Source organism: Halomonas sp. BL6, from assembly GCF_006228115.1.
Lineage (GTDB): Bacteria > Pseudomonadota > Gammaproteobacteria > Pseudomonadales > Halomonadaceae > Vreelandella > Vreelandella piezotolerans.
On the sequence record NZ_VDGL01000006.1, the window covers coordinates 85,868 to 99,305 of the forward strand.

The 13,438-nt window shown below is 58.4% G+C and carries 13 protein-coding genes and 4 tRNA genes; 11 read left to right on the forward strand and 6 right to left on the reverse strand.

What is annotated here, in order from left to right:
* Positions 1 to 53 precede the first annotated feature (53 nt).
* The 6 genes from FHJ80_RS13355 to typA form a co-directional block, all read right to left on the reverse strand.
* Positions 54 to 1,379 (reverse strand): branched-chain amino acid ABC transporter permease, encoded by a 1,326-nt coding sequence (locus FHJ80_RS13355; RefSeq protein ID WP_139527853.1) that lies wholly within the window; start codon positions 1,377 to 1,379, stop codon positions 54 to 56.
* Positions 1,379 to 2,383: a branched-chain amino acid ABC transporter permease gene (locus tag FHJ80_RS13360; RefSeq protein WP_139527854.1), complete on the reverse strand. Its 1,005-nt coding sequence runs from the start codon at positions 2,381 to 2,383 to the stop codon at positions 1,379 to 1,381. Before FHJ80_RS13360 ends, FHJ80_RS13355 begins: the two co-directional genes overlap by 1 nt.
* 16 nt (positions 2,384 to 2,399) lie before the next feature.
* Complete coding sequence (locus tag FHJ80_RS13365; RefSeq protein WP_139527855.1) at positions 2,400 to 3,128, reverse strand: ABC transporter ATP-binding protein; 729 nt, start codon at positions 3,126 to 3,128, stop codon at positions 2,400 to 2,402.
* 104 nt (positions 3,129 to 3,232) lie between these two features.
* A complete protein-coding gene (locus tag FHJ80_RS13370) occupies positions 3,233 to 4,003 on the reverse strand; it encodes an ABC transporter ATP-binding protein (RefSeq protein WP_139527856.1) in 771 nt (256 codons plus the stop codon).
* 54 nt (positions 4,004 to 4,057) lie between these two features.
* Complete coding sequence (locus FHJ80_RS13375; protein WP_139527857.1) at positions 4,058 to 5,494, reverse strand: sodium-dependent transporter; 1,437 nt, start codon at positions 5,492 to 5,494, stop codon at positions 4,058 to 4,060.
* 285 nt (positions 5,495 to 5,779) lie between these two features.
* The gene (gene typA, locus FHJ80_RS13380) at positions 5,780 to 7,606 is read right to left on the reverse strand and encodes a translational GTPase TypA (protein WP_139527858.1); all 1,827 of its coding nucleotides are present in this window, start codon (positions 7,604 to 7,606) and stop codon (positions 5,780 to 5,782) included.
* 163 nt (positions 7,607 to 7,769) lie between these two features.
* Here typA and FHJ80_RS13385 point away from each other — a divergent pair, with 163 nt between their 5' ends.
* The 11 genes from FHJ80_RS13385 (at position 7,770) to rplJ (ending at position 13,344) form a co-directional block, all read left to right on the forward strand.
* On the forward strand, positions 7,770 to 8,753 hold the full coding sequence (locus FHJ80_RS13385; protein WP_139527859.1) for a biotin--[acetyl-CoA-carboxylase] ligase: 984 nt from the start codon (positions 7,770 to 7,772) through the stop codon (positions 8,751 to 8,753).
* Positions 8,750 to 9,589, forward strand: coding sequence for a type III pantothenate kinase (locus FHJ80_RS13390; RefSeq protein ID WP_139527860.1), 840 nt, complete (start codon positions 8,750 to 8,752; stop codon positions 9,587 to 9,589). The genes FHJ80_RS13385 and FHJ80_RS13390 overlap by 4 nt, the downstream gene beginning before the upstream one ends.
* 125 nt (positions 9,590 to 9,714) lie before the next feature.
* A tRNA-Tyr gene (locus tag FHJ80_RS13395) sits at positions 9,715 to 9,798 on the forward strand.
* 106 nt (positions 9,799 to 9,904) lie between these two features.
* A tRNA-Gly gene (locus FHJ80_RS13400) sits at positions 9,905 to 9,978 on the forward strand.
* Between the two features lie 14 nt (positions 9,979 to 9,992).
* Positions 9,993 to 10,067: transfer RNA gene (locus FHJ80_RS13405), tRNA-Thr, on the forward strand.
* Positions 10,068 to 10,215: 148 nt separating this feature from the next.
* A tRNA-Trp gene (locus tag FHJ80_RS13410) sits at positions 10,216 to 10,291 on the forward strand.
* Between the two features lie 73 nt (positions 10,292 to 10,364).
* Positions 10,365 to 10,748 (forward strand): preprotein translocase subunit SecE, encoded by a 384-nt coding sequence (secE, locus tag FHJ80_RS13415; protein ID WP_139527861.1) that lies wholly within the window; start codon positions 10,365 to 10,367, stop codon positions 10,746 to 10,748.
* Positions 10,749 to 10,756: 8 nt separating this feature from the next.
* Positions 10,757 to 11,290, forward strand: a complete 534-nt coding sequence (gene nusG, locus FHJ80_RS13420) for a transcription termination/antitermination protein NusG (protein ID WP_139527862.1) — start codon at positions 10,757 to 10,759, stop codon at positions 11,288 to 11,290.
* 122 nt (positions 11,291 to 11,412) lie between these two features.
* The gene (gene rplK, locus FHJ80_RS13425; protein WP_139527863.1) at positions 11,413 to 11,844 is read left to right on the forward strand and encodes a 50S ribosomal protein L11; all 432 of its coding nucleotides are present in this window, start codon (positions 11,413 to 11,415) and stop codon (positions 11,842 to 11,844) included.
* Positions 11,845 to 11,846: 2 nt separating this feature from the next.
* The gene (rplA, locus tag FHJ80_RS13430) at positions 11,847 to 12,539 is read left to right on the forward strand and encodes a 50S ribosomal protein L1 (protein ID WP_139527864.1); all 693 of its coding nucleotides are present in this window, start codon (positions 11,847 to 11,849) and stop codon (positions 12,537 to 12,539) included.
* A 298-nt stretch (positions 12,540 to 12,837) separates the two neighbouring features.
* The gene (gene rplJ / locus FHJ80_RS13435) at positions 12,838 to 13,344 is read left to right on the forward strand and encodes a 50S ribosomal protein L10 (protein ID WP_139527865.1); all 507 of its coding nucleotides are present in this window, start codon (positions 12,838 to 12,840) and stop codon (positions 13,342 to 13,344) included.
* The last annotated feature ends 94 nt before the right edge of the window (positions 13,345 to 13,438 follow it).

Here is a 13,438-nt window from a genome sequence, read left to right on the forward strand (position 1 = left end):
ACAGCGCCCCGCTCATTGAGCGGGGCGCTTTTCGTTGGGCGATGCCTGTGTCATTAGCCGTGGCTTTTGATCTTTTCAGGCAGCAGCCCTTTGGGGGCAAAGCGCAGTACCAGGGTGATCAGCATGCCGATCACCAGAACTCGTGCTTGAAGCGCTCGACTGTCCATATTGCTGGGTGCCTCCCAGCCAAAGGCGTTCTCTCCGAGTGCGACGAACAGCTCCATCAAAAACAGCGCCAGCGGCTCGGACATGATCCAGATGATGTAGACGGCCACCGCACCAAAAATGGTGCCCAGGTTATTGCCGGGGCCGCCCAGGATGACCATCACCAGCACCAGAAAGGTGTGGTTCAGCGGTAGGTAGCCCTGCGGATCGAACAGGCTGTTGAACGTGCCCAACATGCCGCCCCCCAGGCCCATCAAAATGCAGCCCAGCACGAAAATCTCCAGGCGACGCTTGTTGATGTCCTTACCCATGGCCGCCGATGAGACTTCGTTGTCGCGGATCGCGCGAATCATTCGCCCCCAAGGGGCGTGATAAGCACGGTGCAGCAGGAAGAAGATCACCGCAATGACCACCGCCGTCACCGATAGATAGATGGCGCGGGAGAGGGTAAAGCCGAGTTCGGCAGGGCCAGGCGTGGGCCAAGGCAGCGGCGAGACCGTGGCCGTGCCGCGGGTCAGCCAGTCGGAGTTTTTCAAAAACGCCTTGATGATCTCGGCAATACCCAGGGTGGCAATCGCCAAGTAGTCGCTGCGCAGCCCAAGACACACATGGCCGATGAAGTAGCCCACGCCACCGGCCAGCGCGCCCCCGACGATCCAGCCCACCCAAGGCGGCAGGCCAAATCCGCCCACAAAGCCCGCCTGGGACTGAATTTGGCTGGTGACATCGCGCAACAGACTGATCACGACGAGGTAAAGTACCACCGCCAGCACTACGGCGATCACGGTGCGCAGCGTTTTGGGCACACCCAAGCGGTCGAGTTTGGTGGCACCGATGACCACGACCGTGGCCGCAAGGCCATAGAGCAGCACTTGGCCGAGCTCACCCGGCAGCTCGGTACCCCAAAAGGCGTCGTTGACCGGTACGCTAAACAGCATGGCGCAGAAGCCGCCGAGGGCGACGAAGCCCATCACCCCGGCATTGAACTGCCCGGCGTAGCCCCACTGAATCGTCAGGCCCAAAGCGAGAATGGCGTAACAGGCGGCTTCGACCAGCATGCGAGTGCTGTAGGCCGCACCCATCTGGGCATACACCGCCAAAACGGCGAGGAGCAGCGCACCAAACAGCACCAGCTCGCGCAGCGGGAAGCGGCGCTGCGGGGTGGCGTCTTTCGGCGTGTAGGCCGGGTTGCGAGTATTGGTTGGATGGCTCATTAGATCACCTTGCCTTTGAACAGGCCGGTCGGGCGCCACACCAGGATGGCCACCAGAATGAAGAACGGCACCACGATTTTGTATTCAGTGCCCACGAAGGCAAGATTCGACGGCAGCGCCAGCCACTCGGGAAAACTGTCTTGGAAAGGGCGTATCAACACGTTCCAGTTGAAGACGGCCAAGGTTTCGGCAAAGCCCACCACGAACCCACCGGCAATCGCGCCGTAAGGATGGCCCACTCCGCCGACGATGGCCGCCGCAAAGATCGGCAGCAGCAGGAAGAAGCTCAGGTCCGGTTTGAAGGTCACGTCCAACGAGAGCAGCGTGCCCGCAATCGCTGCGAGGCCGCCCGCAATCACCCAGGTGACCGCCACGATGGTATTGGTATTAATGCCCGATGCCTGGGCCAGCTCCGGATTATCCGACATGGCGCGCATGGCTTTGCCTAACCGTGAACGGTTGAGGAACAGGTGGAGCGCCATCACCGCAACGATGGTGATCACGAACAGATAGATCTGCGGTTCGGTGATCACGATCGGTGCCCGCGCGCCTTCGAACGGTAGCGCTAGACGAAAGATCTCTTTGCGGTCATCGACATACAGACTCTGCCCGCCGGTGCCCGAGAACAAACGAATCAAGCCCTGCAGCATCAGCGTGACCCCCAATGAGCCAATCACCATGACGATGGGCTTTACGCCATGGGCGCGCAGCGGCTTATAGAAGGCCTTATCGATACCGACGGCGAGCAGGGCGGTGAGCAGCATCGCCAGCGGCAGCATGATCAGCGCCGTGGGGACGCCAATGCTGGCGCCGACGGCAGGGAAAGCGGTGGTGAGCAGCAGCACCATGAAGGCACCGAAGGTCATCATGTCGGCATGGGCAAAGTGGGCAAAACGCATGATGCTGAAAATCAGCGTCACGCCAATCGCGCCAATGGCATAAATCGAGCCGGTGACGCTGCCCGCAATCACCACGTTATTAATGAAAAAAGCCAGTTCGTTCACGCGTTTCTCCCCCGGGCTAGCCGCCCAAAAAGCTTTTGGCGACATCGGGGTCGGCCAGCAGAGCCGCCCCGGTATCCGTAAAGCGGTTCTGGCCTGCTGCCAGGACAAAGCCTTTATCGGCAATCGCCAGGGCCTGCTTGGCGTTCTGCTCGACCATCAAGATGCCCACACCTGCGGCGTTGATCTTCTTCACGCGATCAAAGATCTCATTCATATAGAGTGGCGATAATCCGGCCGTGGGCTCGTCTAGCAGCAGCAGGCTGGGCTCTGCCATCAGTGCACGACCCATGGCCACCATCTGGCGCTGGCCGCCGGAGAGCTCGCCCGCCGGCTGGTGGCGCTTCTCGACCAGCGGCGGGAAGAAGTCGTACACCTGTTCCAGCATGCGCTTGACGTTCTGCGGCTTCAGGTAGGCGCCCATCTCCAGGTTCTCTTTCACCGAGAGGCTGGGGAAGACGTTTTTCTCCTGGGGGACGAAGCCCATGCCTCGCTCCACGAGTTGGTTGGGCGGTAAATTGTGGATGGGTTGGCCGTTGAGCAGGATTTCGCCCTGGTTGACGTTCAGAAGCCCAAATACGGCTTTGAGCATGGTGGATTTTCCCGCGCCATTGGGGCCGACGATGACGCCGACCTCGTCGGCATACAGGGTCATATCGACCCCGTTCAAAATGTTCATACTGCCATAACCGCCGTGCACGTCGCGTGCTACAAGCAGTGGCTGGGGTGATGCCTGTGTCGATGACATAAACGCGTCTCAGCAAGCGTCGCGCTGGGGTCTCCAGACGCGATCATGTTGTTGTAGCCGTGGGTGGGCTGTTGGTCGTGACGGTGTGAAGCGTATTGCCGGGGTCAGGCGGCATCCGAGCCGAAGTAGGCCTCGATGACTGCCGGGTCGCTCTGTATCGCTTCGATGTGTCCTTCCACCATGACGCTGCCCTGGGCCAGTACGATGACCGGATCGCAGAGCCGCGAAATCATGTCCATGTCGTGCTCGATGACCAGGAAGGTGTAGCCCATCTCACGGTTGAGCCGCTCGATATTGCCCATTAAATCGCCAAGAAGCGTACGGTTCACCCCCGCGGCGATTTCATCGAGCAGGACGATCTTGGCATCGGTCATCATGGTGCGGCCAAGCTCCAGAAGCTTCTTCTGTCCGCCGGAGAGGTTGCCCGCAAGTTCGTTGCGCACATGGTGCAGGCCGACGAAGTCGATGACCTCCAGCGCGCGGCGGCGCACCTCGGCCTCTTGCTCGCGCACCAGCGATGGCTTGAACCAAGTATTGAACAGATTTTCACCGGCCTGCCGGGGGGGCACCATCATCAAATTTTCCAGCGCGCTCATCTGGCTGAACTCGTGGGCAATTTGAAAGGTGCGTAGCAGTCCTTTGTGGAAACGCTGGTCGGCGCTCAAGGTGGTGATGTCTTCGCCATCGAGCAGGATCTGCCCGCTGTCCGGCGTCAGCGCCCCGGCGATCAGGTTGAAGAGCGTCGATTTACCGGCTCCGTTAGGGCCGATCATGCCGGTGATCGACCCTTTCTCGACTTGGATCGAACAGTCGTTGATGACGTGTAGCCCACCGAACGCTTTATTGACGTGTTGTACTTCGATAAGCGGTTGCATGGTGTCCTCGTAAGGCAGGCGGCCTCGTCACCGCCTGCAGCAGGGATATTGTTATCAAGGTTTAGAGTGGCGCAGGCGCTGAGCAAGCGCAAAAGCCGCCACGATGAGCAGTGCGCCGAGCGTTGGAATCAGATACCCCTCGATGTGGGGTATCGTACGTAAAAAGACGAACGATACTGCCGCCGGCCCGACGAAACGCACTAAAAAGCGCCAGAAAGCGAACCAGGTGGCATTGGTGCCGAGCTCTTTCATGACTTCGCTCTGGGTCAGCGCCCAGCCGGCAAACAGGGCGATCAACAGGCCACCCAGCGGCATGAAGATATTGGTCAGCAGCTCGATGACATCGAAGGCGCTGCGTCCAAACAGCGTATGGAAAATCGTGCCTTCTGCCCAGACGTTGAAGCTGACCACCGTGAGTAGCCCCATGGCCCAAGCCGCAACGACCATGATGGTGACCGCCTGGGGACGCGTCATGTCGAAGCGCTCGACCAGAAACGCCGCGACCGGCTCGATCAGCGAAATGGAGGAGCTAATGGCGGCCCCCAATACCAGAATGAAGAACACACCACCGACCAAGGCACCAAACGGCATCTCGGCAAAGGCCAGCGGCAGCGTCACGAACATCAGCCCGGGGCCCTGGCCGGTTTCCAGGCCCGCGCCGAACACCAGCGAGAAAATGGCCAGGCCCGCGACCATGGCAACGGCGGTATCGACGAACGCGACGGCAATGGCCGTCCGTGTGAGCGACGCGTCGCTGGACATATAAGCGCCGTAAGCCATGATCGCGCCCATACCGAGGCTTAGGGTAAAGAACGATTGACCCATGGCCTGCAGCCAGCCTTCCAAGCTGAGATCGCCAATGTTGAAGGTGAACAGGAAGCTCGCTGCCGCGCCCACATCGCCATTGATGATGCCGTAAATCAGCACCACGATCAGAATGACGAACAGCGCAGGCATCATGATGCGCAGGCCCGACTCTATGCCTTTATGAATACCCATACCGACGATCAGCGCGGAGCCCACGATGAACAGCGTGTGGTACAGCGTCATTAATCCGGGCGAGGCGAGCAGCGCATTGAAGCCCTCGCTGATGGTTTGCGCGTCTGCGCCAACCAGCGAACCGGTGAGCATCAGCCAGGTGTAGTGCAGCGCCCAGCCCGCGATCACCGAGTAAAAGCTCAAAATCAAAAAAGCGGAGGCGGCGCCCAGCCAGCCTATCGACTCCCACGCCCGTGATGTGCGATGCGTTTTAGTCAAATGCCGCATACCCATGATAGGGCTTTGACGGCTGGTGCGCCCCAGCATGGTTTCAGCGATGAGGATAGGAATGCCCACGGCAAAAATGGTCAGCGCGTAAATAAGGATGAACGCGCCGCCCCCATTTTCACCGGTGAGGTAGGGAAAGCGCCAGAGGTTGCCGAGACCGACGGCAGAGCCCACCGCCGCCAATAAAAACGTGCCTTTGTGTGTCCAGACGTTATGACCGCTCATGTGAAGGAGTGTCCGTATAGGGGTGCCAGGATGGGGGTAAGTATCCAAACACTTGTATGAATTATGGCATGTCAGCACCCCGAGGGCGTGCTGAGAATAGCGCTACTTTGCGATAGAACGTCAGCGCTTTCCAGCGTACTAGCGTTTAGGGTGCGTTAACGAGCACGCTTGGCGATGAACCAAAACGCGCGGCTAGAGGGGCTGTCGTACGAAAAAGGTTGCCACGCTGAGAACTTACATAAAAAAGCCCGCGCGGCGGCGGGCTTTGTGTCGGCAGCGGTCAGCTTACTTTTTGCTGGAGCGCTTGCGCTCGTTCTCTTTGAGCAGTTTCTTACGTAGGCGGATAAAGCTCGGCGTTACTTCGACCAGTTCATCGGAATCGAGGAATTCGATGGCTTGCTCCAGAGTGAACTTCACTGGCGGGGTCAGTACGATGTTCTCGTCGTTGCCCGAGGCGCGCATGTTATCCAGCTTCTTACCTTTGGTGGGGTTGACCACCAGGTCGTTGGCACGGCTATGGATACCGATCAGCATACCTTCGTACACCTCGGTGCCGTGGTCGACGATCAGCTTGCCACGCTCTTGCAGCGTGTAAAGCGCGTAGGCCAGCGCTTTGCCGTCGACCATGGAGACCATGACGCCATTACGACGCTCGATGGCGGCGTCGGGCTTTAGCGGGCCGTAGTGGTCAAAGCGGCTGGTTAGAATGCCGGTACCAGACGTCAGGGTCAGGAACTGGCCGCGGAAACCGATCAAACCACGGGCGGGAATGATGAAGTCCAGACGAACACGGCCTTTACCATCCGGGTTCATGTTGGTCATTTCGCCCTTGCGGTAGCCGAGCTCTTCCATGATCGAGCCTTGGTGCTGCTCTTCACAGTCGATGATGACTTCTTCGTAGGGCTCCTGCTTGACGCCGTCGATCTCTTTGATGATGACCTCCGGACGGCCAACGGCCAGCTCGAAGCCTTCACGGCGCATGGTTTCGATCAACACCGACAGGTGCAACTCGCCACGGCCAGAGACTTTGAACTTCTCGGGGGTTTCGCCCTGCTCGACGCGCAGCGCCACGTTGTGGATCAGTTCTTGATCCAGACGATCCTTGATATTGCGGCTGGTAACGAACTTGCCGTCTTTACCGGCGAACGGCGAGTCGTTGACCTGGAACGTCATGGAGACGGTCGGCTCATCGACGGTCAGCGGCGGCAGCGCTTCGACATTATTCACGTCGCACAGCGTGTCGGAGATCGCTAGATCTTCGATGCCGGTGATGCAGACGATATCGCCAGCTGTGGCTTCATCGGTCTGCACTCGCTCGAGGCCCATATGGGTCATCACCTGGCCGACCTTACCCTTACGGGTCTTGCCTTCTTTAGTGATCACGCTGATTTGCTGGTTCGGCTTGACGCTGCCGCGAGTGATGCGGCCCAGGCCGATGACGCCGACGTAGCTGTTGTAGTCCAGCGCTGAGATCTGCATCTGGAAGGGGCCGTCGACTTCGACCTTCGGCGGCTCGACGATGTCCACGATGGCTTGGAACATCGGGTCCATGTTGTCGGCCAGCTCTTCCGGATCCATGCCGGCAATACCGTTCAACGCCGAGCAGTAGATGATCGGGAAGTCGAGCTGCTCGTCGGTGGCGCCGAGGTTGTCGAATAGATCGAAAATTTGATCGATGACCCAGTCAGGGCGCGCGCCAGGACGGTCAATCTTGTTAACGACGACGATCGGCTTCAGGCCCTGGGAGAACGCTTTTTGGGTCACGAAGCGGGTCTGCGGCATCGGACCGTCAACGGCGTCGACCAGTAGCAGTACCGAGTCCACCATGGACATGACGCGCTCGACTTCACCACCGAAGTCGGCGTGCCCAGGCGTGTCGACGATATTGATGTGGTAACCCTTGCCATTACCATCCTGCCACTGAATAGCGGTGTTTTTGGCCAGGATGGTAATACCGCGCTCCTTTTCCTGGTCATTCGAGTCCATGATGCGCTCTTGGCCTTCGGCCTTACGGTCGAGCGTTCCGGACTGGCTTAACAGTTTGTCTACCAAGGTAGTTTTACCGTGGTCTACGTGGGCGATGATGGCAATGTTGCGAAGATTCTCGATCACGACGCGATCCTGCTGGAAAAATAGGGCGGCATTATAGGGTCTGGGGATGGTCTACTACCAGCGCTGTCTTAAACAAAGCAGCAAGTCAATAACCTAAACGCGGCAGTTTTCGCTGTTGTGACGCTTCCGTTAAGATAGGCGTTTTCCCAGTTGGGGCAAGCACATGACCATCGGTAACCTGATGCGTTTGTTAAGCGATGGCGAGGTTCATTCCGGTGAACAATTAGGCGAAGCGCTGGGCGTTTCCCGAGCCGCCGTGTGGAAACAACTAAAAAAATTAGAGGCGCTGGGTGTCGAGCTGGTGGCCGTCAAAGGGCGCGGCTACCGGCTCGCCTACCCGTTAGAACCGCTGGAGGGCGCCAAGATCGTCGAACGGCTGCCCGCCGATGCCCGCCATTTGCTGACACGGCTATTCGTCGAAGATCAGCTGCCGTCCAGTAACGAATATCTGCGCGAACGCTTTTCGCAAGGGGCGGGGCATGGCGAGGTCTGCTTCGTCGAGCTGCAAACGGCTGGGCGTGGTCGCCGGGGGCGAGTGTGGTCGACTCCCTGGGGGCAGAGCCTAATGGTGTCGATGGGGTGGCGCTTCGAGTCCGGCGTCAATGCGCTGGAGGGGCTTAGTCTGGCCGTCGGTGTGGTGGTCTCCCAAGTGCTCGAACGTTATGGTGTGTCGCCCAAGTTGAAGTGGCCCAACGATGTGCTGCTGGCCGAGCAGGGTGGTGAACTCGGCAAGCTGGCCGGTATTTTGATCGAGGTGACCGGCGACGCGGCTGGCCCCTGCGAAGTGGTCATCGGCATGGGCATGAATCTGTCATTGCCAGATAGCTTGCGCGCCACGATCGACCAGCCGGTGGCGGCGCTGTTCGATGCGCAGCCGGGCATTTCGCGTAATCAGCTAGCGGCAGACATGGTAGCAGGGCTTTTGAACATGCTGGCAGGGTTCGAAACCCGCGGGTTTGCTCCCTGGCTGAATGCCTGGAATCAGCGGCATGCCTACGCAGGCCTGCCCATCCGTGTGATTCAAGGCGAGCGTTCCAGCGATGCCGTCGCCGGGGATGTCGATGAAAGTGGTAACCTATGGGTTACTGAAAATGGTTACTCGCGACGCCTGGTCGGCGGTGAGATTAGCGTACGTAGGCGCCTATGATTTTGGATTTGGATATCGGCAACACGCTGTCGAAGTGGCGGCTCAAGGATGCCGAGAGCAGCGAGATCCGTTCGCGAGGCGCCGTGTGGACGCGAGAGGAGTGGCGTCCCGGGGCAGACATTCCCGATTTGGACGTCGTGGAAGCGGTACGTATCTCCAGCGTGGCCAGGACGGCCGTGCTTGAAGAGACCGTCGCGCTGCTGCGGCGCCAGGTGCGCCATGTCTACGTGGCTCGCTCGACGTCAGAGGCGCTCGGTGTCGTCAACGGCTACGAGGAGCCGGGGCGACTCGGCGTCGACCGCTGGATGGGGGCGCTGGCAGGCTACCAGCTGGCGGGGGGGTGCTGCGCGGTGGATTGCGGGAGTGCCATTACCATCGACTTCGTCTTACCGGGTGGTATGCATTTGGGTGGTTTTATCATCCCAGGACTGCGGCTGATGAAAGAGAGCCTGAAGCTGGGAACACGCAATGTCGCCATCGATCCGGAAAGCGAAGCCGATGCGCTACTAGAGCCGGGAAGGCGCACGGTGGATGCGGTGAACCATGGTATTTACATGGCCGCCGTTAGCGCCATCAACCGCATTTACAGTGAAGTATGCGATCAGCAGGGGGTGACGCTACCGGTGCTGCTGACCGGCGGCGATGCCCGTGTGGTATCCCGTGGCGTGCAAGTGCCTCACGCGGTGTGGCCCGACATGGTCTATGGTGGGTTGGAGGCCTGCTATCCGCTCACGTTTGCCGAGCGTGCTGGAAAGATGTCGGGCGCGCCGCGAGTACCAGAGCCGGTATCATTAGAAAAAATTCGTGCAGGCCTTGCATTCTCGATGCTGCTTTGACAGAATGCAGCGCGTTCCAGAGCGGATGCCGTGCTTTGAAGTGCTGCTTCCAGCAAGCTTTGATAAATAAAGGGTTTGCAGGCTTGACACCGTTTTGGAGGCTGGCATAATGTGCCGCCACAGCTGGAGAGGTTCCCGAGTGGCCAAAGGGAGCAGACTGTAAATCTGCCGCGAAAGCTTCGAAGGTTCGAATCCTTCCCTCTCCACCAGATTGATCGAGCGCTGAGTTGGTCAGCGTTTGGGAATGAAACGCCGGTAAGCGGGCATTAGCTACTGTTTCTCGTGCAACGGATTGTCATTCTACAGGCAAGTTCGGCGGGCGTAGTTCAATGGTAGAACCTCAGCCTTCCAAGCTGATGGTGCGGGTTCGATTCCCGCCGCCCGCTCCAGTTTGATGTGTTTGGCTCATGTAGCTCAGGGGTAGAGCACACCCTTGGTAAGGGTGAGGTCGACGGTTCAATTCCGTCCATGAGCTCCATATTGCAAAAAAAGCGAGCGAAGCTCGCTTTTTTTGTCTTTGCTCTCCCATTGGGTGGAGGGTAAAAGTAAGGGTTGTCAGGTGGGGGTTTCTCCGCTATCATGGCGCCCGCTGTTGCGTAGGCGTTTGCTTGCGCACGTGACGATACAGGCCAGTAGCTCAATTGGCAGAGCAGCGGTCTCCAAAACCGCAGGTTGGGGGTTCGATTCCCTCCTGGCCTGCCAACCTTCCCCAGGTTGGTATGTCTTTTTCTAGAATTCCTTTGTCGCTCGCTGCACCCTTGGGAGTCTCGTTTTTATGAAGCCTAGTTCCGTAAAACATGGCGAAGAGGTGCAACAGACGCGCCATGACGGGCTCAAGTGGGCGGCGGTTGTGGCGCTGCTTGTCGTTGCAGTCGTTGGTAATACCTATTTCACCGATGTTGGCCTGCTCTACCGCGTCTTAGGTGTGGTGGTGTTGTGTGCGCTTGCGGGTTTGATCGCCTTAACAACCACCAAAGGCCGTGACTTGGTTGAGCTTGCCATCAGCGCCAAGAAAGAGATTCAGCGCGTTGTATGGCCGACCCGTCCTGAAACCATCCAAACCACGGCGATCGTGCTAGTGGCTGTGCTGGTGGTGGGTCTGATGCTGTGGTTGATCGATACTCTTCTTGGCTGGGCGATGTCCGGCGTCATTGGTTAGGAGTTTTCATGTCCAAACGTTGGTACGTCGTCCACGCTTATTCCGGCTTCGAAAAGCATGTCATGCGCTCGCTTATCGAGCGTGTGAAGATGTACGGCATGGAAGATCGCTTTGGCGAGATCCTGGTGCCGACGGAAGAAGTGGTTGAGATGCGTGACGGTAAGCGCCGCAAGAGTGAGCGCAAGTTCTATCCGGGCTACGTGTTAGTCGAGATGGAAATGGTGGATGAAACTTGGCACCTGGTGAATGAAACGCCGCGTGTCATGGGGTTCATTGGCGGCACCAAAGAGAAGCCCGCAGCGATTACCAGTCGCGAGGCGGAAGCCATTCTGCGTCGTGTGAAAGACGGCACCGACAAGCCGCGACCCAAAACCATGTTCGAGCCGGGTCAGTCCGTTCGTGTCATCGATGGTCCGTTTGCTGACTTCAACGGTGTCGTTGAAGAGGTGAACTACGACAAGAGCCGCCTGCAGGTCAGCGTGCTGATCTTCGGGCGTGCAACGCCTGTTGAACTCGAGTTCTCGCAGGTAGAAAAAGAGTAATCTCAAAATGTTGCAGGCTGGTGTCCTATGTGTGCCAGTCTGGATTCATGTAAAGCAGCCCAGCGCTGCTTTACGCGTACCGGGGAGCCGTCAGGCGCTATCACCCAACTGGAGTATTTACCATGGCCAAGAAAGTACAGGCTTATATCAAACTGCAGGTTGCTGCAGGTAAAGCCAACCCGAGTCCGCCCGTAGGCCCCGCGCTGGGTCAGCACGGCGTGAACATCATGGAATTCTGTAAGGCGTTCAACGCTGCGACTCAAGAGATTGAGCCGGGCCTGCCGACGCCTGTCGTGATCACTGTCTACTCTGACCGTAGCTTCACGTTCGTCACCAAAACACCGCCGGCCGCCGTTCTGCTCAAGAAAGCAGCCGGCATCAAATCCGGTTCTGGTGAGCCGAACAAGAAGAAAGTCGGCACCGTGACTCGCGAGCAGCTCGAAGAGATCGCCAAGACCAAAGAGCCGGATATGACGGCTGCTGATCTCGACGCCGCGGTGCGCACCATCGCTGGTAGCGCTCGTAGCATGGGCTTAAACGTGGAGGGTCTCTGATCATGGCTAAATTGTCTAAGCGCGCGAAAGTCATTCGCGAGAAAGTAGACCCGAACAAAGCGTACTCTCTGGAAGAAGCCGTTGCGCTGCTTTCCGAGCTGTCGACTGTCAAGTTCAAAGAGTCTCTGGATGTGGCGATCAACCTGGGTGTTGATCCGCGTAAATCCGATCAGGTCGTACGTGGCGCTACCGTCATGCCTAACGGTACTGGTAAAGACGTTCGCGTAGCCGTCTTCACCCAAGGTGCCAATGCTGATGCGGCTAAAGAAGCCGGTGCTGACATCGTGGGTATGGACGATCTGGCTGAGCAAGTCAAAAAAGGCCAAATGGACTTCGACGTGGTCATCGCCTCTCCGGATGCGATGCGCGTTGTCGGTCAGTTGGGCCAAATTCTTGGTCCGCGTGGCCTGATGCCGAACCCGAAAGTAGGCACCGTGACGCCTGACGTGGCGACGGCGGTCAAAAATGCCAAAGCGGGTCAGGTGCGTTTCCGTACCGATAAGAACGGCATCATCCACACGACCCTAGGTAAAGTGGATTTTGACGCGGCGTCCGTTCAGGGCAACTTGGAAGCACTGGTAGCTGACCTGAAGAAGCTCAAGCCGAGCTCTTCCAAAGGCATCTACTTTAAGAAAATTACCCTGTCCACTACCATGGGCCCGGGTTTGACCATCGACCACTCTGCGCTGGTATAAGCGAGTCGTCGGCAGGTTTTAGTAAGTACCGAGCAAGAACTTTGCGGTCCCTCGCTAGGCAGTCAGTCGAGCGAGGCGCCGTCAAAGACCGCAGGTGCCGCCTCGTCTTTTGAGACGGGGCGGCTTAATCGCCCTAGAGCGCCTGCGCAGATGGTGTGGCCGCCAGTTGGTTAACGCTTTTCGCAAGCCGCTTTCTGGTGAGCACCATCCCCCAAGGCTTCCAAGGCCAGCAGTATGCCTTGGAAGAGATGGTAACCACCGGAGCCTTGATGGGTTCCGGCACGAAGGAGTGATCACTGTGCCACTAGCACTTGAAGGCAAGAAAGCGATTGTTGCCGAGGTCAGTGAAGCGGCCAAGGGCGCACTCTCCGTCGTAGTTGCCGATTCTCGTGGCGTTACGGTCAGCAAAATGACCGATCTGCGTAAGCAGGCCCGCGAGAACGGTGTAGAGCTTCGCGTTGTTCGTAACACGCTGGCTCGCCGCGCACTCGAAGGCACTCAGTGGGAGTGCCTGAACGAGAGCTTTGTTGGTCCTACTCTGCTGGCTTTCTCTACTGAGCATCCGGGCGCTGCCGCTCGTCTGTTCAAGGATTTCGCCAAAGACGAGAAGAACTTCGAAGTCAAAGCGTTGGCCTACGAAGGTGAGCTGATTCCGGCTGCTGACATCGATCGTCTAGCAACCCTGCCGACCTACGACGAGGCGATTGCCAAGTTGATGTCGGTCATGAAAGAAGCCTCCGCTGGCAAGCTGGTTCGTACTCTGGCCGCACTGCGCGACCAAAAGCAAGAAGCCGAAGCTGCCTAAGCAGCGTTTCTTGCAGGCGGCGTGAACGATCGAGTCGTAGCGTTGCCTGAACCAAGCAATGAACCCTGAGCTCTCGGTCGACCGAGACTCCCGC

Excerpts from the sequence above, each read along its gene's own strand:
- FHJ80_RS13355 (WP_139527853.1), bottom strand. The coding sequence starts at position 1,379 with ATGAGCCATCCAACCAATACTCGCAACCCGGCCTACACGCCGAAAGAC.
- rplA (WP_139527864.1), top strand. The coding sequence starts at position 11,847 with ATGGCTAAATTGTCTAAGCGCGCGAAAGTCATTCGCGAGAAAGTAGAC.
- rplK (WP_139527863.1), top strand. The coding sequence starts at position 11,413 with ATGGCCAAGAAAGTACAGGCTTATATCAAACTGCAGGTTGCTGCAGGT.
- nusG (WP_139527862.1), top strand. The coding sequence starts at position 10,757 with ATGTCCAAACGTTGGTACGTCGTCCACGCTTATTCCGGCTTCGAAAAG.
- FHJ80_RS13390 (WP_139527860.1), top strand. The coding sequence starts at position 8,750 with ATGATTTTGGATTTGGATATCGGCAACACGCTGTCGAAGTGGCGGCTC.
- FHJ80_RS13385 (WP_139527859.1), top strand. The coding sequence starts at position 7,770 with ATGACCATCGGTAACCTGATGCGTTTGTTAAGCGATGGCGAGGTTCAT.
- secE (WP_139527861.1), top strand. The coding sequence starts at position 10,365 with ATGAAGCCTAGTTCCGTAAAACATGGCGAAGAGGTGCAACAGACGCGC.
- FHJ80_RS13370 (WP_139527856.1), bottom strand. The coding sequence starts at position 4,003 with ATGCAACCGCTTATCGAAGTACAACACGTCAATAAAGCGTTCGGTGGG.
- FHJ80_RS13365 (WP_139527855.1), bottom strand. The coding sequence starts at position 3,128 with ATGTCATCGACACAGGCATCACCCCAGCCACTGCTTGTAGCACGCGAC.
- FHJ80_RS13375 (WP_139527857.1), bottom strand. The coding sequence starts at position 5,494 with ATGAGCGGTCATAACGTCTGGACACACAAAGGCACGTTTTTATTGGCG.